Source organism: Variovorax sp. CCNWLW235, assembly GCF_037204085.1.
Classification (GTDB): domain Bacteria; phylum Pseudomonadota; class Gammaproteobacteria; order Burkholderiales; family Burkholderiaceae_C; genus Variovorax.
In genome coordinates, this window is sequence record NZ_JBBCBW010000014.1 from 65,156 (window position 1) to 84,611 (window position 19,456).

Sequence of the window (19,456 nt, forward strand, 5' to 3'; positions counted from 1 at the left end):
GACCAAGCAAACGGAGACCCCGACGTGAATCCCCAAACCCGCGAGAAGCTGATGCAGGTCAGCACCGCCACCCTGTGCACGGCCCTGTTCAAGCGCGGCCTGCGCAACCAGTTCATCCAGAACGTGCACCCGCTCAACCCGGCGCTGCCCAACATGGTGGGCGAGGCCTTCACGCTGCGCTACATGCCTGCGCGCGAAGATCTGAACCCGATCACCGTGTTCAACGACCGCAGCCATCCGCAGCGCCAGGCCGTGGAGCAATGCCCTGTGGGCGCGGTGCTGCTGATGGACAGCCGCAAGGAGGCGCGCGCCGCATCGGCCGGCGGCATCCTGGTGAGCCGGCTCATGAAGCGCGGCGTGGCCGGCGTGGTCACGGACGGAGGTTTTCGCGACAGCCCCGACATCGCGAAGCTGGGCTTCCCCGCCTACCACCAGCGCCCGAGCGCGCCGACCAACCTCACGCTGCACCAGGCCATCGACATCAACGTGCCCATCGGCTGTGGCGACGTGGCCGTGTGGCCAGGTGACGTGGTGGTGGGCGATGCCGAGGGCGTCATCGTGATTCCGGCGGACATTGCCGACGAAGTTGCGGCCGAGGCCACGGAGATGACCGTCTTCGAAGACTTCGTGCAGGAGAAGGTGCTCGAAGGCCGCTCGATCCTCGGCCTCTATCCGCCGACCGAGGAGCAAAGCCGCACCGAGTTCGCTGCCTGGCGGCAGGCCCACGGCCGCTGACGCCAACTTCCATTCATCTGACAACGACAACGAGAGACAAGACCATGCCCTTCATTCATCGCGCCGCGCGGCTGCTGTTCGCCGCATCCGCATTCGCGCTTGCCCCCGCCCTGGCGCTCGCGCAAACCGAATGGCCAGCCGCCAAGACCATCACCTACGTCGTGCCGTTCACGGCCGGCGGATCGACCGACATCGTGGGCCGCATCCTCGCCAACAAGCTGCAGGAGAGCCTGCACCAGTCGGTGGTGGTCGACAACAAGCCAGGGCAGGCCGGCGGCATCGGCGCCGCCTATGTGGCCAAGGCCGCGCCCGACGGCTACACGCTGTTCGGCGGCACCATCAGCACGCACGCCATCAACGCCAGCCTCTACAAGAAGCTGCCCTACGACCCGATGAAGGACTTCGAGCCGGTGTCGCTGGTTGGCCGGCTGCCCAACGTGCTGATCGTCAACAGCCAACTCGGCGTGAACTCGGTGGCCGAGCTGATTGCGCTGCTCAAGAAAGACGAATCGAAGCGCACCTTCGCTTCTTCGGGCGCGGGAACATCGACGCACCTGGCCGGCGAGATGTTCGCCGACATGATCGGCGTGAAGCTCACGCACGTGCCGTACAAAGGTACGCCGCCCGCGATGACCGATGTTGCATCGGGCCTGGTGCCCTTCATGTTCGATCAGGTGACCGCTGCGCTGCCCCTGGTGAAGAGCGGCAAGCTCAAGCTGCTGGCCGTGACCACCGGCAAGCGCATTGCGCTGGTGCCTGAGCTGCCGACCATGATCGAATCGGGCGTGGCGGGTTTCGAGATGTCGTCATGGCAGGCCGTGTACGCGCCCAAGGGCACGCCCAAGCCCATCATCCAGCGCCTGAACGCCGAGATCGTGAAGGCGCTCAAGCAGCCCGACGTGCAGGCCAAGCTCTCGGGCCAGCTGGCCATGGACATTGCGGCCAGCACGCCTGAAGAACTGCGCGACCACATGGCCCGCGAGATTCCGCGCTGGGCCGAGCTGGTGAAGAAGTCGGGCGCCACCGCCGACTGAAACCGCGGCGCCGTGGAACTGGCCCGGGGCTTTGCGGCCCGGGCCGGAATTTCTTTTAAAGTTCCTGAATCCTTCTGGCCGTGATGCGCCCTCTATGCAAGGGTCAACATCAACCGGAGTGTTCAACGTGTTCCATTTCAAACGCAATCTCCCCGCCTGGGAGCGAATCGTTCGCATGTGCCTGGGCGCCTTCGCCGCAGCAGGCGCGTTCTACTTTCTGCCAGCCGGGACGCTTCGCCTCCTGGGGTTTGCCACGGCCGGAGTGCTTGCGTCCACCGCCATCGTCGGCTTCTGCCCGGCCTGCGCGATGCTCGGCCGAAAAGCGACGGGCGCGGCGAAATGATCCGTGCGTCCGCACCGCTCATCGAGGCTGCATGCGCGGGAGACGAGCGGGCGCTGTCCCAACTGCTCGCCGTATGCCAGCCCGATCTGAAGCGATTCGCGCGCCGGACATGCGCGAACAGCGAAGATGCCGAAGATGCCGTGCAGGTGGCGCTGTGGCAGCTGCACACAAAGATCGGCACGCTCGGCACGGTGGCCGCCTTTGCCACCTGGCTGTTCCGCATCGTCGAGCGCGAGTGCTACCGCATATTCAGGCGCAGCTCTTCAGGCGGCGCTCTTTCGGAGCCTTCCGCTGCAGAAACCGCAGCGCCGCAAATTCCCACCGACCTGCGGCTCGACCTGACGAAGGCGATTGCCGCGCTTCCCGAGCCCTACCGCGTTGCGCTGGTCTTGCGCGACGTCGAGGAACTGACCGCCCCCGAAGTCGCGGCAAGCCTGGGCCTGAGCGTCGAGGCGGTGAAGAGCCGGCTGCATCGCGCCCGCGCGATGGTGCGGGAAAGCCTGATGAACGGCGGCTACTGGAATCAGGAAGGGTGACCCGATGCGCCGCTGTGCTGGAGGACGTGTGGGCTTCAGTAGGCCGCGCGAGACGCCGGCTCGGCGGCTGTTGGCGCGCCGCTGAAGTCGGCCGCCAGCTTTCGTGCGGCACCGGCATACAGCAGCAGGTCGACGCCCACCGCAACGAAGGTGCAGCCGAGCTCGAGGTAGCGGCGCGCCAGCTTCGGGTCTGAGGTGAGCGTGCCCGCCGCCTTGCCGGACGCCACGATGGTCCGCATGGCGGCTTCGATGGCAGCTTGCACCTCCGGATGCCCGGGCCGGCCCCGATGACCCATGGACGCGGCCAGGTCGGCTGGGCCGATGAAGACGCCGTCGATGCCATCCACGCCGCAGATTTCCCCCAGGTTGGAGAGCGCCGTCACGGTTTCCGCCTGCACGAGCAGGCAGATTTCTTCATCGGCAATGTCCAGGTAGTCGGTGCGCCCACTCCACTGCGATGCGCGCCCCACGGCGCTGCCGACGCCGCGAATGCCCAGTGGCGGATAGCGCGTGGCCGACACCAATGCGCGCGCCTGTTCCGCCGTGTCGACCATCGGCACCAGCAGGTTCTTCGCACCGATGTCGAGCAGTTGCTTGATGAGCGCCGTGTCGCCGTGAACCGCCCGCACCACCGGCTGTGCGGGGTGCGGCGCCACGGCCTGCAGTGCTGCAAGGGTCGAGCGCAGGTCGTTGGGCGCGTGTTCGCCGTCGATCAGCAGCCAGTCGAACCCGGCGGTGGCGCTCACCTCCGCCATATACGGGTCGGCCATCGAAAGCCAGAGGCCGGTTTGCGGCCGGCGCTCGGCCAATGCTGTCTTGAAGGAGTTGTGGGCGGGCATGGGTATGTCTCTTTGGCAGGTGTTGTCGGTGTGAAGCAAGCTCAGTCCAGCTGGCCCTGGCATACGTACTTGGTGTGCATGTAGTCGTCCAGCCCATGCACGGAGCCTTCGCGCCCGTAGCCGGAATCCTTCACGCCGCCGAAGGGCGCCGCCTCCGCGGCCAATGCGCCTTCGTTGATGCCGACGATGCCGGCCTCCAGTGCGTCGGCCACGCGCCAGATGCGGCGCACGTCGCGCGAATAGAAGTACGCCGCCAATCCGAAAGGCGTGTCGTTGGCCTGGGCCACCACGTCGGCTTCGTCGGCGAAGCGCGTCAGGGGAACGACCGGGCCAAAGGTTTCTTCGCAGGCGCAGGCCATCGTTGCGTCGGCGTTCACCAGCACGGTGGGCGCAAAGTAGTTCGGCCCCAATGCAGGCATCCGTGTGCCGCCTGCAATCAGGCGCGCACCGCGGGCGAGGGCGTCCTGCACATGCCGCTCGATCTTTTCGACCGCGCGCGCATTGATCATCGGGCCGATCTGCGAGCCCGGGTCGCTCGCCGGGCCTACCCGCAAGGCCGAGACGCGTGCCGCCAACAGTTCGGCGAACTCGTCGTGCACGGCTTCATGCACGAACACGCGGTTGGGGCAGACGCAGGTCTGTCCGCCATTGCGGAACTTGGCGGCCATGAGGCCATCGACCGCGGCGCGGATGTCGGCATCTTCGAACACGATGAAGGGCGCATTGCCGCCCAGTTCGAGCGACAGTTTCTTCAGCGTATCGGCTGAGCGTCGCGCCAGGTGCTTGCCGACGGGGGTGGAGCCTGTGAAGGTGATCTTGCGCACCCGGGCATCGTCCAGCCACACGTCGACCACCTCGGGCGTTCGCTCGCGCGAGGCCGTCACGATGTTGAGCACCCCCGCGGGCACGCCGGCCTCCGCGGCAAGCGCCACCAGCGCCAGCGATGTGAGCGGTGTGTCCTCCGCCGGCTTGCACACCACGGTGCAGCCCGCGGCCAGGGCCGGCGCAATCTTGCGCGCGATCATTGCGGCCGGAAAATTCCACGGTGTGATGGCGGCGACCACGCCCACCGGCTCTTTCATGGCGAACATGCGCCGGCCGGGCACAGGGGCGGGAATCACGTCGCCGTTGGCGCGCGTGGCCTCTTCGGCAAACCATTCGATGTAGCTTGCCGCATAGGCAACCTCGCCAATGCCTTCGGCCAGCGGCTTGCCCTGTTCGCGCGAGATCAGGCGGCCCAGGTCGTCCTGATGCGCAAGCACCAGGTCGTTCCAGCGCTTGAGGATTTGCGCGCGCTGCTTGGCCGGCGTGCGGCGCCACGCGGGGAAGGCCGCATGCGCCGCATCGACCGCAGCACGCGCCGCTTCGGCGCCGGAATCTGGCACGCGCGCAATCAGATCGCCGGTGGCGGGGTCGGTCACGTCCAGCGTGCGGCCGGCGGCGTCGCACCATTCGCCTGCGATGAAGTTGGCCGTGCGTTGCAGTTGGGGGCGAGAAAGGGTAAGTGGCATTTGAAAAATAGAAGTTCAGCTCACGATGCCAAGGTGCCACGGCACGAACTCGTGGTCGCCCAGGCCCAGCGCTTCGCTGCGCGTGCGTTCGCCGGAGGCATGGCGCAATATCTGCTCGAAGATCTGTTGTCCCAGTTCGGGCACCGAGAGCTCGCCGTCGATCACCACGCCGCAGTTGATGTCCATGTCTTCTTCCAGGCGCTTGAACATCGGCGTGTTGCTGGCCAGCTTGATGGTCGGTGCCGGCTTGCTGCCGAACATCGAACCGCGCCCGGTGGTGAAGCAGATCAGCTGCGCGCCGCTGGCAATCTGCCCGGTCACGGCCACCGGGTCGTAGCCCGGCGAATCCATGAAGACGAAGCCGGTCTTGTCGATGGGCTCCGCATATTCGTACACCGCCTGCAACGGCGTGGTGCCGCCCTTCATGGCCGAGCCAAGGGATTTTTCGAAGATGTTGGCCAGCCCGCCGGCCTGGTTGCCGTGCCCGACCACGCCGTTGAACTGCGCGTTCTGGCCGGCCGCGTAGCGCTCCCACCAGGCCAGCCGGTCGAGCAGCTTCTGACCGACCTCGGGCGTTGCGGCGCGCCGTGTGAGCATGAATTCGACGCCGTGGATCTCGGGCGTTTCAGAGAGGATGGCGGTGCCGCCGTGGCGCACCAGCACGTCCATGGCCGCGCCCAACGCCGGGTTGGCCGTGATGCCCGAGAAGCCGTCCGACCCGCCGCACTCCAGGCCGATCTTCAGGTGGTTGGCGCCCACGCGGGTGCGCTGCGCCGCGTTGGCCTCCGGCAGCATTTCCTCGATGGCGCGAATGCCGGCTTCGATCGTCTGCCGGGTGCCGCCCACTTCCTGCATCACCATCGTGCGCATGAGCCGGCCCTGCTGGAGCCCCTGCGAGTCGACCAGCGCATCGACCTGGTTGCGTTCGCAGCCCAGGCCCACGATCAGCACGCCGGCCAGGTTGGGGTGGCGCGCGTAGCCGGCAAGCGTGCGGCGCAGCACGTCGAAATGCTCGCTTGGCGAAGACATGCCGCAGCCGCTGGTCTGCGCAAACGCGGCCACGCCGTCCACATTGGGAAACGCCGCCAGCCGCTCGGGCGTGAAGTGCGCCGCAATGCGCTTGATGACCGTGGCCGAGCAGTTGACCGACGACAGAATGCCGATGAAGTTGCGCGTGCCCACGCGGCCGTCGGCGCGCACAAAGCCCATGAAGGTGGCGCGCTGGGCCTCAGGCACGTAGTCCACCGGCCGCACGTCCTGGCAAAAGCCAGGGTCGCGGTACGAATCGACCAGCGTGAGGTTGTGGCTGTGCACGTAGTCGCCAGCCTCCAGGTTGCGCGACGCCACGCCGATCACGGTGTCGTACTTCTTCACCTGCTCGCCGGCCGCAATGCCGCGCGACGCGATCTTGTGCCCCGCGGGAATCTGCGCGCGCGCCCGCACGCCGAACTCGGCAATCGTCTCGCCCAGGGCGATGGGTGTCTTGGCAACCAGTACGTTGTCGTTCGGGTGCAGGCGGAGCAGGGGGCTGTCGTTCATCAACCCTTCTCCATCAGTTCCTTGAGATTGAGCTTGCGGATCAGGTCGGTCTCCTGGCGGTACACGGCTTCGACATACTTCCGATAGTCGGGGCCGTCCTGGTACATCACCGGGGCGTCGATGCTGTCGGCCACCTTCTTGAACTCATCGCTGTTGACGGCCACGCGGAAAGCGTCGCGCAGCTTCTTTTCCACCGCGGGCGGCAGTCCGCGCGGTGCCCCAATGCCGTTGGGCGCCTCCACCACCACGTCGAACCCCAGCTCCTTGAGCGTGGGCGTGTCCTTGAAGCGCGGCGTGCGCGCCTCGCCCCAGGTGGCAAGCAGGCGCAGCTTGCCGCTTTCGACATGCGGGGCCCAGGAGCTGCTGTCGGCCAGCATGTCGACCTGTTCGCCCAGCACGTCTTGCAGCGCCGCCGAGCCGCCCTTGTAGGCAATGGCGTTGAACTTGACCCCCGCCGCCTGTGCGAACTGCTCCATGCCCACGTGGGTGGCGCCGCCGACGCCGGCGTGGGCATAGCTGATCACGCCCGGCTTGGCCTTGGCCTGCGCCAGCATGTCCCGCAGCGACTTGAAAGGCGAACTCGCCGGCACTGCAATGCCGAATGTCTGGCCCGAGGTGCGGGCCAGGTAGCTCAGGTCTTTCAGCGGGTCGACCTGCACGGTGCCGATCTGCGCAAAGCGCGTGACCGAGATGGGAATCTGCCCGATGGTGTAGCCATCGGGCTTGGCGGAGGCCAGGGCCTTGGTGCCGATCATTCCCGAAGCGCCGGCGCGGTTTTCCAGCGCAATGGGCTGGCCGAGTTCTCGCGCCGCAATCTGGCAGATGGCGCGCATCGAACGGTCGGCCGTGCCGCCGGCCGGCCAGGGGCAGATGAAGGTGATGGGGCGGTCCGGATAGTCGGCTGCGAATGCGCGGCCGGCGGCCGTGGCAAGAGCGGCGGCACCAAGGCCGCCCAGCACCAGTTGGCGCCGCTGCAGGGAGCGATTGAAATTCATGGGGTTGTCTCCGACGATTTGTTTTCGAGAAATCAAGGCGCATTCTTCAGTAGACAATCATTGCAATCCAATGAAATAGCGGACTCTCTTCATAGCCTGGAGGTTATGAAGTAAAAAAGCCCGCGAGCACCCACGATGAGCCAGATCGACCGCGTCCTGCGTTCCAACCTCAAGCTGCGCCACCTGCAGATGCTGGTGGCGCTCGACCAGTTCCGCCACCTCGGGCGTGCGGCCGAATTCCTTTCCGTCACGCAGCCGGCGGTCTCCAAGTCGCTGGTCGAAATCGAGCGCATGTTCGGCCTGGCGTTGTTCGAGCGCTCCACGCGCGGCACCGAGCCCACGCCTTATGGCGAAAGCGTGGTGCGCTTTGCGCGCTCGGTGCTGGCCGACTACGACCGCACGCGCGACGAGATCGCCGCCGTGGCCAGCGGTGCGGCGGGCCGCACCAGCGTGGGTGCCATGGTGGTGGCCATGCCGGTGCTGATGGCCCGCGCGGTCGAAATGCTCAAGACGCGGTCATCGCAAACCACTGTGCTGGTGGAAGAGGGCGACCTCACGCGGCTGCTTCCCAAGCTGCGCCTGGGTGAGCTCGACCTGTTCGTGGGCCGGCTGGAGCCCGGCTATGCGGCGCCCGACCTCGAAACCGAGGCCCTGCTTGCAGAGCCCATGACCGCCGTGGCGCGGCCCGGCCATGCACTGACTGCGAAGCGGCGGTTGAACTGGGCCGACCTGGCCAAGGAGCGCTGCGTGATGCCGCCGCCCTGGGCGTCGCTGCGCGTCAAGCTCGACCAGATGTTCTTTCGCGACGGCGTGCACCCGCCGGCCGACATCATCGAATCGGCATCGTTCCTCGCGCAGGTCAGCTTTCTGCAGCAACGCGATGCCGTGGCCTTCATGGCGCGCTCCGTGGCGCGGCACTTCCAGCAGCAGGGCATGCTGCTGGTGCTGCCGCTCAAGGTGCCTATCGAGCTGCCGCCCGTCGGCCTCATCACCATGCGCGGCCGAAGGCGCACGCCCAGCACGCAGCAGCTCATCGAATGCTTGCGGCGCGCGGCCAAGGCAAGGCCGTAGCGGTTAGCCCAAGTGTCTGGAGTGTGAAATAGCGCCGCTTTTGCACACCTTGCAATGCCCCGAATCTGAATAAATCTCGCCCGCCGTTCGAGAATTGGCACGCCCTTGGCAGCATTCGCTCCCCAAGCGAATGGTCAGCGCAAGCGGCAGAGGCCCATGCGCGCACCAGGACTCGTTCTCTCATTCACGGTTGTTCAACATGCTCCTCTCTTTTCCCCAACGCCACCCGGTGCTCGCCTATGTCGCAACGGTGCTCGTGATGTTCCTTGCGCTTGTTCTCTGCCTGGCATTGCCGGCCTATGCGGCGCACGAGAAGCCCGCAGCGGATCTTCCTGCCATGAAAAGTTCCGCGACGTAGCTGCAAGCCGGGGGTCAGGGCTCTCCCGCCACTTCAATTTCCATGCGCCGGTTGGGGCGCAGGCACCCGGTCAGCGCCTGGGTTCCAGTTGCTTTCGCGCATTGCACCAGGGGCTCGCTGTCTTGCATGCCTGTTGCGCGAACCAGCCTGCCGTCGATGCCCTGTTCGACAAGCAGCCCGCGCACGGTGTCGGCGCGTTGCTGCGACAGCGAGGCCTTGTGCGTTCTGGCACCCAGCCGGTCGGTGTGGCCCTTCACGGCCACATGACGCATTCGACCGAAATTGCGCTTGATTTCGATGGCCAGGTCTTCGAGCTTGGCGCGGCCCGAGGGGAGCAGGTCCGCCGGTGATCCGCCCCCCGGGGCAAAGAGACGGTCGGTGTCCAGGATCACCCGATGCGTGGGTGCCGGCGCGGCCACCACGGCAACAGCCTTCACCTCAGGCGGAACGACCAGCATCGCGCAATCGGCGTCGTTCCAGTACAGCCCGCTGGTCTGTGCGTTCTGGTTGAAGCGAGCCATGTATTGGCAGGTGACGTATTCCGGGCCCGCGCCGGTGCGGAAGTGAAAGATGTAGTTCCATTCGCGCACGCCGAACGCGCCTTCGCTGAAATGCGGCGAACCCAGGAGATTGCGGACCTGGTCCTTGCCCATGCCGGTGCGCATCGCGCGCAAGGCCTCGAGCCGGGGGAAGGTGCCCTGCGGCCGCACGGCGTTTTCCCGCTTCGGGAAATCTTCATTCCTCGGCGGAGCGGGCAACTCCGTGGCTGTGCTCGAAGAAGCCGTGGAGACCACGGGCACACCCTGGCTGGCGCAGCCCGCAAGCAGCAAGACCGAGCTCATGGCAAGCGCCGAGAGCAATGGCGGGAAGGTCGAGGGTGTCATGGCTGCAGAAGAGAAGGGAGCGGTTGCCGCGCGCGATGTCGCTTCTTTGATCGTATGCAGAAAATGTCGCAAAACCGCGAGTTTCGCGACGATTCGCGACATTCATCAAGGGGTGGCGAGGTCACAATCTGTTAACTCTTGTAGTCGTTTATTGACCTCGAATTCAAATGCGCATCGCTGTTCTAGAAGATGAGCCGGCCCAGATGGGCCACGTCGTTCACACCATCGAACGTCAGCTCTCCACGAGCGATGAGCCGGCGGTCTGCGTTCCTTTCGAGCGTGGTGCGGACCTGCGCCGCGCGCTGTGGCGCGAAACCTTCGACCTGCTCGTGCTCGACTGGAACGTGCCCGATCTCGACGGCATCGAACTGCTGCGGTGGTTGCGTCAAAGACAGGAGAGCTGGGTGCCCGTGCTCATGCTGAGCTCGCGCTCGTCGGAGCGCGACGTGGCGGGGGCTTTCGATGCCGGGGCCGACGACTATGTGGTCAAGCCATTCCGCGCGATGGAACTGGTGGCGCGAGCCCGCCGTTTGATGACGCGGCAGCAGCCGGCCGCATCCATTCCCGTGGAGCGCTTCGGCGCCTGGGTGTTCGACAGGGCGCTGTCCAGCGTGCGGCTCGAGGACGACGAGACCGGGCCGGCGCAGCACGTGCTGCTGACCGACAGCGAGTTTCGCCTGGCGCTCGCACTGTTCCGCAACATGGGCAGGCCGGTCTCCCGCGCCTACCTGCTCGAATGCACCCGCCACCACGGCGAGGCGCCCACCCGTGCCATCGACACCCACATCTACCGGCTGCGTACCAAGCTCGGGCTGAATGCGGCGAGGGGGCTGCGGCTGCAGACCGTGTACGGGCTGGGCTACCGCCTGGAGCTGGTGCACGACGGGCGGCCCGAGGCCGCCGCATGGGCGTGAGGCGGCTGGCTGCGCTGGCCGCGTCGGTGGTGTGCGTGGGCGCGGTGCAGGCGCAAGGCACGCACGTCGTCCGGCCCGGCGAGACGCTGTGGGACATATCGAGGCAGCACATGCAGTCGCCGTTGAGGTGGCCCGAATTGCAGCGCAAGAATGCAGTGCCGATTCCGCGCCGGCTGCAGGCGGGGCGCGTGTTGCAGCTGAGCAATGCGCCGCAGGCAAGCCCGGCCGCGCGCAAGACCGCAGCGCCGCGCGCGCCCGCCATGCCGGGCAGCGGCTCGGTCGCCGCCGTGGTGGAACTCGTGGGCACGGCATGGCTGAAGCGCGGCAACGCGGAGCCGAGCCCGCTGGCGATCGGCGTTGCGGTGGAAGCTGGCGACGTCCTGATCACGGACAAGGAAGCGTTTCTCTGCCTCGGAACGGCCGGTGGGAGCCGCCTGGTCATGCCCTCGAGCAGTGCGATGCGGGTGCTGGCGGCCGACGACCAGGCAACCCGCCTGCAGCTGCTTGGCGGACGGATCGAGGCCTATGTCGAAAAGCAGCACGGCCGGGAATTCGAGATCCGCAATCGCCGCGTGGGGCTGAGCGTGCGCGGCACGCATTTCCGTGCACGCGACGAGGACGGTGCCGCAACGGCGGAAGTGATCGAGGGTTCGGTGTCCGTTTCGAACGACGAGCGGCAGGTGCTCATGCTGGAAGCCGGCCGCGGCGCCGTGCTCGAAGGCACAGGGGCGTTCGAGGCAAGAACCTTGGCGCCGCCGCCGCAACGCGCGCAGGGCCAAGCCCGGGGCGTACTCGCGTTGCCCGTGGCGCAGGCGCAGGCCTATCGCATGCAATTGGCGGGTGACGACCGCTTCCTGCATGTCGTGCATGACGCGTTGTCCAAAGAAGGCGGCTTCGCGTTGCCGAGCGACATCGATGCGGGCTTCTATCACTTGCGGCTGACAGCCCTGGACGCGCAGCAGATCGAAGGCATGCCGGGCGAGAGCATCGTCTACGTGCGCGGCAGCGCGCCGCCCGCCGATAGCCGGCGCATGGAAGATGGCCGCTATGAAATCCGCTGGCCTGCGCGTGGGCATCAGCAATACGTGTTCGAGCTGGCGCGCACGCCCGCCTTCATTCCGGTGCTCGCGAACATTCGGGTTGCTTCTGCAGGCGGAGTGATCGTCGGCCCCTTCGACGTGCCCGGCACATACCATTGGCGCAGCCGCGCACTGGGCGCGGCGGAGGGCGAGGCCGCCAGTGTTCATGAAGGCAGCTTCGAAGTGCCTGCCCCGCCGGTCGCCGGTCGCTGAGCCGTGCGGCGCCGCTTCTTTGCCGAATGGCTCCTCATGGCGCTGGTGCTGCCGCCGGCACTGGTATGGCTGCAGCGCTCGCCCAGCCTGGTGCAGGCCGACCTGACGTTGTACGACTGGGCCATGAGCGCGCGGCAGCCGGAGCCCTCGCTCGACGTCCTGATCGTGGGCATCGACGAACGCAGCCTCAAGACACTCGGGCCATGGCCCTGGTCTCGCAGCGTGCACGCCCGGCTCCTCGAGCAGTTGGCGCCGCACGAGCCGGCCGCCGTGCTGCTCGACCTGTTCCTGGACCAGGCCTCGCCGGTGCCGGAGGACGACCGCTTGCTGGCCGAGGCGCTCGCAAAGGTGCCGGCTTATCTTCCGCTGCGCTACGTCGCCGCCGAAGACGGCTTGCCGGGCGAAGCCGGCGGCTTTCGCGAACCGCTCGGCATGTTCGCCCGGAACGTGCGGGCCACGGGCCACGCGGTCATGGCCACCGACGCCGACGGCGTCGCACGGCGAATGTTCATGTTCGAGGGCTCGCCGGATGCGGTGCAGGCCTATGTCGGCGTCAAGGTGGCAGGCAGCTTGCGCGGCTCCTCGGTGGCAGGCCCGCAGCAATTGCCTGGTGCCGGCCCGCAGCCGCGGGGCGCGAAAGGCAACGGGCGGCAGGACGCATTCGGTGTGCCGTTCGCGGGCCGGGCGGGAACATGGCGCACCGTGCCTTACATCAGCGTGCTGAAAGGCGAGGTGCCTCCCGAGCTGCTGCGCGGCAAGCTGGTGCTCGTCGGCGCCATTGCTAGCTCCAACCTGGGCGAGGGAGTGCCGGTGGCCGGTGCCGGCCCGATGACGCAGCTCTCGGGCATCGAAGTGCATGCCAACGCCATCGATGCGCTGCGCAACGGCCGCGCTGTGAGCTTTGCGGGTGGACCGCTGCTCGTGTTGTGGATCTCGGTGCCGGTGCTCCTTGCCCTGGTGCTGTTCCTGTGGGTGGCGCGCAGCGGGTGGGCCGTCGCGGTCATCCTGGCGGCAAGCTGCCTGGCGCTGTGCCTGGTCGTTCTCTCGCGCCAGCACCTGTGGCTGCCGCCCACGGCGCCCTTGCTCGGTATTGCTCTGGCGTATTTCCTGTGGAGCTGGCGCCGGCTGGATGCGCTGTTCGCATTCTTCGGGGCTCGCGTGGCCGCGCTCAACGCTGTGCCTGCGAGCGTCTTCGAGCCTGAGCGCCGCGTGTCCAGAACGGCATGGGACAGCGTCGAAGCCCAGACGCTGGCGCTCGACGGTGCCATCGACCGCCTCAGCCAGATGCAGGCCTTGCTCGCCAAGGGCTTTCGGCAGCTGCCGGTGGCACTGCTGGTCTGCGCCGAAGACGGCACCATCACGCAAAGCAACGTCGCTGCGCGTTCGCTCCTGGTTCCCGATGTACCGGGCGGCGGTTCAAGAAAAGACCCGTTGAATGGCCGCGCTGTGCTTTCCGTCTTGTCGCAATGCGAAGGCCGCGAGCCGCAGGTCGCGTCCAGTGCAGCCGTGCACTGGTCGGTCGACGTCGACAGGGAGTACACGACCGTGCACGGGCAGGTGTTTCGTGCCCGTGCCGCACCGCTGACCGATGTTCGCGGCGCAACGACGAGCTGGATGGTGGTGCTGCGCGATCTGACGAGCGAGCGCCGCGCCGAGCGCGACCGCCAGCAATGGCTGAGCTTCATGTCGCACGACATGCGAACCCCGCAGATCAACATCCTCGGCTTGCTCGACCTGCATGCGGATGGTGCCCACGGGATGGACGCCAGGCAACTGGTGCAGAACGTGCGCCGCGAGGCCGAACGCTCCCTGGCCCTGGCGGACGGGCTGGTCGACCTGATGCAGGCGCGCCTGCATACCTATCGCTTTGCCGAGGTGCCGGCCGGTGCCGTGGTGCTCGACGCCATGGACCAGGTGTGGGCCCATGCACGGTCGCGCGGCATCGTTCTTTCGTCTCGGCTGGAAGCCGAGGACGCGATGCTGTGGGCCGACGCCGCGCTGCTGACGCGAGCCATCGTCAACCTGCTGCGCAATGCCATTCGCCACAGTGCGGCCGGCCGCGCCATCGAACTGCGCGTAAGCGCCGATGCGGAACCCGGCCGCGTGCATGTGGCGGTGCGCGACGAAGGGGAGGGCATGGACCCCGGGCAGATGCAGGAACTGCTGAGGCCGGGGCAATCGGGGCGTGCTGAAAACCCGGGCGCCCGATCTCCGGGGCCCGCCGGCCGGGGCGGCGACGAAGGCGATTCCCGCGCCCATGCAGTCGGCCGGTCGCATGGCATCGGCCTTGCCATCGTGCGTGCGGTGGCCGAGCGGCACGGCGGCATGCTCGAGGGCTTCAGCGTACCGGGCGCAGGCACGACGTTCGTGCTCAACCTGCCGCTCTATCTGCCGGTGGACGGGGAGACAGAGACGAGCTGATAGCCCTGCCGGTAGATGCCGCGCAGCACGAACCCGTTTTCGTAACGCAGATCGAGCTTCTTGCGCACCTTCGTTGCGCAGACGTCCACTGTGCGGGTTCCATCCAGCCGGGGCTTGTTTGTCCAGAGCTTCTTCAGCAGCCAGTCTCGCGTCAGGACGCGTCCGATATTGCGGAACAGTTCGACCGCGAAGGCCAGTTCGAGTTGCGTGAGATGGATGTCGCGGCCGCGGTACCGCACGGTGGTGGAGTCGGGCGTGAACTTGTAGTCGCCCCAGGTCATTTCGCTTTCCAGCCAAGGCAGCTGCGCGGGCGCGTGCCCTCCCTTGAAGAGCGAGCGGATCCGCCAGTCCAGCTCCTGGATTCGTGTTTCCAGTACATCGAAATCGATGGCGTCGTCCCAGGATGAGTCTTCGCTCCGGGGCGCGAGGGCGCCCCACTGGGCGTCTTCGACCATCAGGAGCGTCGGGATGCGCAGCCGCTTGCATACCTCGGACAGGCTCCTGTGCAGCTTCTGGTCATGCAGCGTCAGCAGCAACAGGTCGAAGCGCTGTCCGATGCACAGCGTGATCAGCAGCTCCGACACATCGGCGAACACGATGGGCTGGTGGCCCAGCAGAACCAGCTTGTCCTCCAAGGTCGTTCTGCGCTCTGCCTGTGTATCCAGAAGAGCCACGGACAAGGCGTGTTCCGTTTCGGTCGTCATTCGTTGCGTTCAGTCCAAATGCCGTCGAAAGCACCGCTGCCGGCCTTCCGACGGCTTCCCGGTCATTCCGAGATTTCGATGTTGAAGCGGCGGTTCGGTTGCAGGCAGCCGATGAGTGCCGGCGTGGAGCGAAGGCCCGGGCAGTCCACCACCGGCTCCCGTTCGCCCATGCCCGCGACCCCGATGGCGCCGCGGTCGATGCCCTGCTGCACCAGGAGCTCACGGATGGTGCGCGCGCGCGCCATCGAGAGGCCCTGGTTGTAGGCGTCCGAACCCAGGCGATCGGTGTGGGCCGTGATCTGCAGCGATTTCAGTGCCTTGAAGTTCCGCTTGATGTCGGCGGCGAGCGCTTCCACCTTGCTTCGCCCTTGGGGCAGTATGTCGTTCAGGCCACTCCCGTCGAAGCGGAACAAGCCATCGGCACCCAGGCTCATGTGTCTTGCCGCCGGGCTCGGCACCGGTACCGGCGCGGGCGCGGGCACCACGGCGGGAACCATGGCGGCCGCAGGAGGGTTCAGCAACCCGGCGCAGTTGGGGCCCTTCCAGTACATGCCGTGGGTCAGCACGTCCTTGTTGAAGCGCACCATGTACTGGCAGGTGACGTATTCGGCCCCCTTGCCGGTGCGGAAATGAAAGATGTAGTTCCACTCGCGCACGCCGCCGAGGCCTTCGCTGAAATGCGGCCAGCTCAAGAGCTCGCGGACCTGGTCCTTGCCCATGCCGGTGCGCATTGCGCGCAGCGCCTCGATGCTCGGGAACGTGCCCTGCGACCACTTGGCCGAGTCCAGCGCCGGAAAATCCTCGTCCTTGGGGGCCGGCGGATTTTCGCGGGCCGCATTCGCCTGCGCTTTGGGAGAAATGGTGTGGCTGGGGCTGGCGCAGCCGCCAAGCGCAAAGGCCAGGCATGCAGCCATTGCGAGCGGAAGCGCCCGTGCGCAGAAGGAGTTCATTTGATTTTTCATGATGGAAGCACTCCCTTTGATCAGTTGAACACCCACTCGACGCCCACCGTGGCGGCCGCGCCGGCGCGGCTCACCCCCACGCCGCCCGTCAGGCTCCAGGCGTTGTTGTCCGCCGTGCGGCGAAAACTCACGCCCACCGCGCTTTCGCCCTTGAAGACGCCCGCGCCGATGCGCATCACTGTCTTTCCCGGTACGTAGCTCGCCGGCATCTGCACCGCCATGGCGGAGGCAATGCCCGCATAGGCGTTGCGCGCGATGCCGTCCATCCGGCTGTTGAGCTGGCTGGCGCGTGCATCGGTGTATGCGTTGGCGCCGGCAATGCCGCTGTTCAGCTGGTTGACGTTGACCGCATCCGTACCGGCAACGCCCGGTGCCACGTTGTGCAAGGCGACCGGGCCGGTCGCGCTGCCGCCGCCCAGCGTCACGCTGTTGTAGTTGGGGGAGCCGTCCGGGTTGGCGTCGTACTTGACCGCGGTCTGGTCGATGTTCGAAACCGTCGCCTGAACGCCCCTGAGCTGCGAGACATTCACCGCGTCGCTGTCGGCCGAGCCCGCGGCCACGCCGGTGATCTGGCGGAACTGCCCGTTGGCCGCGTCGCCCACGGATACCGCTGCAAGCGTGCTGGTGGTGGCACCGATGGCCACCGCCTGCGCCGCCGTGGCGGTGGGCGGCACGTAGCCCGCCACACCGGCCGCCGTCGAGGCCACGGAACCGGAGCCCAGCGCAACGCCGCCGGCCTGCGTGACGCTGGCGCCTGTTCCAACGGCCACGGCATTGGCGGCCGCCGCGGTGGCGCCGGTGCCTACGGCCAGGCTGCCGGCGCCCGAGGCGAGGGCATTGGGGCCGATGGCAATCGCATTGGCACCGGTGGCGCCCGAGTTCGACAAGGTCGAATTGCCGACGGCTGTGGAATTGATGTGCATGTACGGCGTTTCGTCCACGCTGATCCACTGCCCGTTCTTCCAGACCGACAGGCCTTCCTGCAGCCCGTTCGCACCCCCCGTGGCCAGGCTGTTGTAGATCATCATCCCCTCGACGGGAACGCCGCCGTTCAGGCCCCACGTGTTGCGGTCGGCCACGGGAATACGCGGAATCAGCACCCCGCGGTCCGGGCTTTCGACTTCGAGCACTGAGCCAGGATTGATGCCTAGCGGGTTATTGCCGATCTTGACCTGCGCTTGCACCGCGGCTGCGCTGCTGAGCAATGCAACGGCGCATGCGCCTCCCTTCAACCATGCATTCATGATCTCTCTCCATTTTTTCAATAGGCTTTGGCGGCGCGCATGTGCTGCATTCGCTGCCGTCCGAAGCCCGGGCTCCCTGTGAGGAGCGCGATGATTGGAGAGATAGGCAAGGGAAAATCCGGGCCGTGACAATTCCTGAGAATTGACCGCGAAAGGCGATGAAAAGGCTGACTTAGTTCACATTTCGCTCGAGCGGCAGTTCGGAAACAGATGGCCGGGGCCATGCCCGGATTGCAATTCTTCCGGCATCCCCAATTCATGGGTACCGCGCGGGCGGCTCTCTCGGGCACCATCCGGGCATGTATCTGCATACGCTGGTCGCCGGTCTGCCGCAGGCGGAGCGCGCGGCATTGGTCCAGGCCACCGAACTGCGCTCCTACCGGCGCAATGAAACCGTGCTCGCCGCCGACGAGTGGACCGACTGCATCTATTGCGTGGCAGGCGGGCTGCTGCGCGTGGTGGCGCATGGCAGCACCAGCGACGATGTCACCACCGAATTCATCCGGCAGGACGATTTCTTCTTCGGCTCTTCTTTCAGCGAAGACCGCTACCAGGTGGCACAGTCGCTGGTCGCTGCGCTTCCTTCGTCGGTGTACCTGATCCCGGTTTCGGAGATGCGCAGGCTGTGCGCGCTGCATCCGGAAATTTCATTGAAGCTGCTCGAGCTGGCCATGAAGCGCCTGAGCGCAATGCGCGGCCAGCTCCGGCGAATTTCGTCGCTGCCCTCCGAAGACCTGGTCGGCCGCGTGCTGCATCAACTGAGCCAGCTGGCGCCTTCCACCACCGGCGGCTACGACAAGCGCATCACGCAGGCGGTGATCGCATCGTATGCGGGGCTTTCGCGCGAGGTGGTCAACAAGGCCATGCGCAACATGGAAGACCGCGGCCTGGTGCGCCGCGACGAGCACGGGTTGCACGTGTCTTCGGACTTTGCCGCAACAGACTTCGAACCGCTGCCGGACGAGCACGGCGGCTGCGGGCACCCGGCCGCTGCATCGGACCCTGAATCTTCCAACGATTGAAGCCTGGAGCCCATCCGCAGGGGATACGGGCCGGTTTCCCTCTGCCAGATGTGAACAGACACACATCGGCACTTCGAAAGCGCGTGCGCGCAAGAGGTGTTTTCCATAGCATCGGGTTTCATCAACGCGCGGAGCTTGCAACGTGAAGGTCTTCAGATCCATGTTCCCGAACCCGGCTAGCACGAGCCGCTCGAGCCCACTGTTGCCGGCGGCCGGCCGATGAGCGCCGCCACGGCCGCCGCAGGGGTTGTGCGGCACCTCTTCACGCAGGCAAACGCAACAGACCTGGCCTTTCTGATGCGCTCGATCGAGCTCGGCGACTCGCTGTCGGCATCGCAGATCGCACGCCGCATCCTCGACGGCATTGCCGCGCACCCCGAAGCCAAGCTGTTTACCGCCGACGCGCAGCGTGCAGACAAGTTGCTGCACACCGAGCGCATCGCGCCCAAAGGGCCGCTGACCCCCCGCGAGCTGAACGTGCTGCGGCTGATCGCGCAGGGAAAGACCAACCGGCAGATTGCAGAAGAGAGCCACCGCTCGGCCCACACCATCGGCGCCCAGCTCAAGAGCATCTACTGCAAGCTGGCCGTCAAGACGCGCACGCAAGCAGTTTGCGAGGCCACGCAAAAGGGCCTTCTCAGCTGGAACGCGTCTTCCTGACGCAGGCCGCCGCGCGATACCAATGCGCGCCTATTTCGACGGCGCAGCCGGCGCGGCCGGGGCAGTAGTCGACGGCGCCGTGGTCTGCGGCGCACTCTGCGTCGGGGTGTCCGGCTTCACCGGGCCTTCTTCCCGCGTCTGAGTCAGCAGGTTGTAGAGCAGTGCCAGCAGAAACACCACGATGGCCGCGCCCACGCCCCACCGAAAAACCCGTTTGTTGTCGCGCTCGTCACTTCTCGCTTGTTGAGCCTTCATCTCGATCACCTTTCAGTGCAGTGAGACAACGCTGCATCGGCTCGCGGGCCAGGGGTGTCGGACAGCGGCGCGCACCCCTGTCGCGAAACGCCCGAAGTGCCCAAAGCGCACGCCGCCGCAGCAATGCGGCGCCGGCC

The 19,456-nt window shown here is 66.7% G+C and carries 20 protein-coding genes; 11 read left to right on the forward strand and 9 right to left on the reverse strand.

Annotated elements, in window-relative coordinates; genetic code table 11:
- Positions 1-24: 24 nt before the first annotated feature.
- From V9L21_RS16600 to V9L21_RS16615, 4 genes are all read left to right on the forward strand, one after another.
- Positions 25-735, forward strand: a complete 711-nt coding sequence (locus V9L21_RS16600) for a ribonuclease activity regulator RraA (protein WP_337313660.1) — start codon at positions 25-27, stop codon at positions 733-735.
- A 44-nt stretch (positions 736-779) separates the two neighbouring features.
- Entirely contained in the window at positions 780-1,769 is a 990-nt protein-coding gene (locus V9L21_RS16605) for a Bug family tripartite tricarboxylate transporter substrate binding protein (RefSeq protein ID WP_337313662.1), read from the forward strand.
- Positions 1,770-1,887: 118 nt separating this feature from the next.
- Positions 1,888-2,112, forward strand: a complete 225-nt coding sequence (locus tag V9L21_RS16610) for a YgaP family membrane protein (RefSeq protein WP_337313664.1) — start codon at positions 1,888-1,890, stop codon at positions 2,110-2,112.
- Entirely contained in the window at positions 2,109-2,648 is a 540-nt protein-coding gene (locus V9L21_RS16615; RefSeq protein WP_337313666.1) for an RNA polymerase sigma factor, read from the forward strand. Before V9L21_RS16610 ends, V9L21_RS16615 begins: the two co-directional genes overlap by 4 nt.
- Before the next feature lie 35 nt (positions 2,649-2,683).
- On the opposite strand, the gene hpaI is transcribed toward V9L21_RS16615, so the two are convergent.
- The 4 genes from hpaI to V9L21_RS16635 are packed head-to-tail and all read right to left on the reverse strand — an operon-like array spanning position 2,684 to position 7,532.
- Positions 2,684-3,487 carry a 4-hydroxy-2-oxoheptanedioate aldolase gene (gene hpaI / locus V9L21_RS16620; protein WP_337313668.1) on the reverse strand — a complete coding sequence of 268 codons (804 nt, stop codon included), beginning with the start codon at positions 3,485-3,487 and terminating at the stop codon, positions 2,684-2,686.
- A 41-nt stretch (positions 3,488-3,528) separates the two neighbouring features.
- A complete protein-coding gene (locus V9L21_RS16625; protein WP_337313670.1) occupies positions 3,529-4,998 on the reverse strand; it encodes an NAD-dependent succinate-semialdehyde dehydrogenase in 1,470 nt (489 codons plus the stop codon).
- 15 nt (positions 4,999-5,013) lie between these two features.
- Positions 5,014-6,537, reverse strand: coding sequence for a UxaA family hydrolase (locus V9L21_RS16630; protein WP_337313671.1), 1,524 nt, complete (start codon positions 6,535-6,537; stop codon positions 5,014-5,016).
- Positions 6,537-7,532, reverse strand: coding sequence for a tripartite tricarboxylate transporter substrate binding protein (locus V9L21_RS16635; protein ID WP_337313673.1), 996 nt, complete (start codon positions 7,530-7,532; stop codon positions 6,537-6,539). The genes V9L21_RS16630 and V9L21_RS16635 overlap by 1 nt, the downstream gene beginning before the upstream one ends.
- 135 nt (positions 7,533-7,667) lie before the next feature.
- Here V9L21_RS16635 and V9L21_RS16640 point away from each other — a divergent pair, with 135 nt between their 5' ends.
- On the forward strand, positions 7,668-8,603 hold the full coding sequence (locus tag V9L21_RS16640) for a LysR substrate-binding domain-containing protein (protein ID WP_337313674.1): 936 nt from the start codon (positions 7,668-7,670) through the stop codon (positions 8,601-8,603).
- 190 nt (positions 8,604-8,793) lie between these two features.
- Positions 8,794-8,961: a hypothetical protein gene (locus tag V9L21_RS16645; RefSeq protein WP_337313676.1), complete on the forward strand. Its 168-nt coding sequence runs from the start codon at positions 8,794-8,796 to the stop codon at positions 8,959-8,961.
- A gap of 14 nt (positions 8,962-8,975) precedes the next feature.
- Here the strand turns inward: V9L21_RS16645 and V9L21_RS16650 are convergent, their stop codons facing one another.
- Complete coding sequence (locus tag V9L21_RS16650) at positions 8,976-9,845, reverse strand: OmpA family protein (protein ID WP_337313678.1); 870 nt, start codon at positions 9,843-9,845, stop codon at positions 8,976-8,978.
- A gap of 167 nt (positions 9,846-10,012) precedes the next feature.
- On the opposite strand from V9L21_RS16650, the gene V9L21_RS16655 reads away from it, so the two are divergent.
- Genes V9L21_RS16655 through V9L21_RS16665 form a run of 3 tightly spaced genes read left to right on the forward strand, consistent with a single transcriptional unit; the run spans position 10,013 to position 14,472 of the window.
- Complete coding sequence (locus tag V9L21_RS16655) at positions 10,013-10,759, forward strand: response regulator transcription factor (RefSeq protein WP_337313680.1); 747 nt, start codon at positions 10,013-10,015, stop codon at positions 10,757-10,759.
- A complete protein-coding gene (locus tag V9L21_RS16660; RefSeq protein ID WP_337313682.1) occupies positions 10,750-12,051 on the forward strand; it encodes a FecR domain-containing protein in 1,302 nt (433 codons plus the stop codon). Before V9L21_RS16655 ends, V9L21_RS16660 begins: the two co-directional genes overlap by 10 nt.
- A 3-nt stretch (positions 12,052-12,054) precedes the next feature.
- Entirely contained in the window at positions 12,055-14,472 is a 2,418-nt protein-coding gene (locus V9L21_RS16665) for a CHASE2 domain-containing protein (protein ID WP_337313684.1), read from the forward strand.
- Here the strand turns inward: V9L21_RS16665 and V9L21_RS16670 are convergent.
- The 3 genes from V9L21_RS16670 to V9L21_RS16680 all read right to left on the reverse strand — a co-directional run bounded on the left by V9L21_RS16670 (position 14,436) and on the right by V9L21_RS16680 (position 17,382).
- The gene (locus tag V9L21_RS16670; protein WP_337313686.1) at positions 14,436-15,176 is read right to left on the reverse strand and encodes a response regulator transcription factor; all 741 of its coding nucleotides are present in this window, start codon (positions 15,174-15,176) and stop codon (positions 14,436-14,438) included. The genes V9L21_RS16665 and V9L21_RS16670 overlap by 37 nt on opposite strands.
- A gap of 62 nt (positions 15,177-15,238) precedes the next feature.
- Positions 15,239-16,138 carry an OmpA family protein gene (locus V9L21_RS16675; protein ID WP_337313688.1) on the reverse strand — a complete coding sequence of 300 codons (900 nt, stop codon included), beginning with the start codon at positions 16,136-16,138 and terminating at the stop codon, positions 15,239-15,241.
- 20 nt (positions 16,139-16,158) lie between these two features.
- Complete coding sequence (locus tag V9L21_RS16680) at positions 16,159-17,382, reverse strand: YadA family autotransporter adhesin (RefSeq protein ID WP_337313690.1); 1,224 nt, start codon at positions 17,380-17,382, stop codon at positions 16,159-16,161.
- Between the two features lie 299 nt (positions 17,383-17,681).
- On the opposite strand from V9L21_RS16680, the gene V9L21_RS16685 reads away from it, so the two are divergent.
- Together V9L21_RS16685 and V9L21_RS16690 are read left to right on the forward strand one after the other, a co-directional pair.
- Positions 17,682-18,404 (forward strand): Crp/Fnr family transcriptional regulator, encoded by a 723-nt coding sequence (locus tag V9L21_RS16685; RefSeq protein ID WP_337313692.1) that lies wholly within the window; start codon positions 17,682-17,684, stop codon positions 18,402-18,404.
- A gap of 219 nt (positions 18,405-18,623) precedes the next feature.
- Positions 18,624-19,064 (forward strand): helix-turn-helix transcriptional regulator, encoded by a 441-nt coding sequence (locus V9L21_RS16690; RefSeq protein WP_337313694.1) that lies wholly within the window; start codon positions 18,624-18,626, stop codon positions 19,062-19,064.
- Positions 19,065-19,094: 30 nt separating this feature from the next.
- Here the strand turns inward: V9L21_RS16690 and V9L21_RS16695 are convergent, their stop codons facing one another.
- Positions 19,095-19,319, reverse strand: a complete 225-nt coding sequence (locus V9L21_RS16695) for a hypothetical protein (RefSeq protein ID WP_337313696.1) — start codon at positions 19,317-19,319, stop codon at positions 19,095-19,097.
- Between the last annotated feature and the right edge of the window lie 137 nt (positions 19,320-19,456).

Excerpts from the sequence above, each read along its gene's own strand:
- V9L21_RS16605 (WP_337313662.1), top strand. The coding sequence starts at position 780 with ATGCCCTTCATTCATCGCGCCGCGCGGCTGCTGTTCGCCGCATCCGCA.
- V9L21_RS16615 (WP_337313666.1), top strand. The coding sequence starts at position 2,109 with ATGATCCGTGCGTCCGCACCGCTCATCGAGGCTGCATGCGCGGGAGAC.
- hpaI (WP_337313668.1), bottom strand. The coding sequence starts at position 3,487 with ATGCCCGCCCACAACTCCTTCAAGACAGCATTGGCCGAGCGCCGGCCG.
- V9L21_RS16625 (WP_337313670.1), bottom strand. The coding sequence starts at position 4,998 with ATGCCACTTACCCTTTCTCGCCCCCAACTGCAACGCACGGCCAACTTC.
- V9L21_RS16630 (WP_337313671.1), bottom strand. The coding sequence starts at position 6,537 with ATGAACGACAGCCCCCTGCTCCGCCTGCACCCGAACGACAACGTACTG.
- V9L21_RS16635 (WP_337313673.1), bottom strand. The coding sequence starts at position 7,532 with ATGAATTTCAATCGCTCCCTGCAGCGGCGCCAACTGGTGCTGGGCGGC.
- V9L21_RS16640 (WP_337313674.1), top strand. The coding sequence starts at position 7,668 with ATGAGCCAGATCGACCGCGTCCTGCGTTCCAACCTCAAGCTGCGCCAC.
- V9L21_RS16650 (WP_337313678.1), bottom strand. The coding sequence starts at position 9,845 with ATGACACCCTCGACCTTCCCGCCATTGCTCTCGGCGCTTGCCATGAGC.
- V9L21_RS16655 (WP_337313680.1), top strand. The coding sequence starts at position 10,013 with ATGCGCATCGCTGTTCTAGAAGATGAGCCGGCCCAGATGGGCCACGTC.
- V9L21_RS16660 (WP_337313682.1), top strand. The coding sequence starts at position 10,750 with ATGGGCGTGAGGCGGCTGGCTGCGCTGGCCGCGTCGGTGGTGTGCGTG.
- V9L21_RS16670 (WP_337313686.1), bottom strand. The coding sequence starts at position 15,176 with ATGACGACCGAAACGGAACACGCCTTGTCCGTGGCTCTTCTGGATACA.
- V9L21_RS16675 (WP_337313688.1), bottom strand. The coding sequence starts at position 16,138 with ATGAAAAATCAAATGAACTCCTTCTGCGCACGGGCGCTTCCGCTCGCA.
- V9L21_RS16680 (WP_337313690.1), bottom strand. The coding sequence starts at position 17,382 with ATGAATGCATGGTTGAAGGGAGGCGCATGCGCCGTTGCATTGCTCAGC.
- V9L21_RS16685 (WP_337313692.1), top strand. The coding sequence starts at position 17,682 with ATGTATCTGCATACGCTGGTCGCCGGTCTGCCGCAGGCGGAGCGCGCG.
- V9L21_RS16690 (WP_337313694.1), top strand. The coding sequence starts at position 18,624 with ATGAGCGCCGCCACGGCCGCCGCAGGGGTTGTGCGGCACCTCTTCACG.
- V9L21_RS16695 (WP_337313696.1), bottom strand. The coding sequence starts at position 19,319 with ATGAAGGCTCAACAAGCGAGAAGTGACGAGCGCGACAACAAACGGGTT.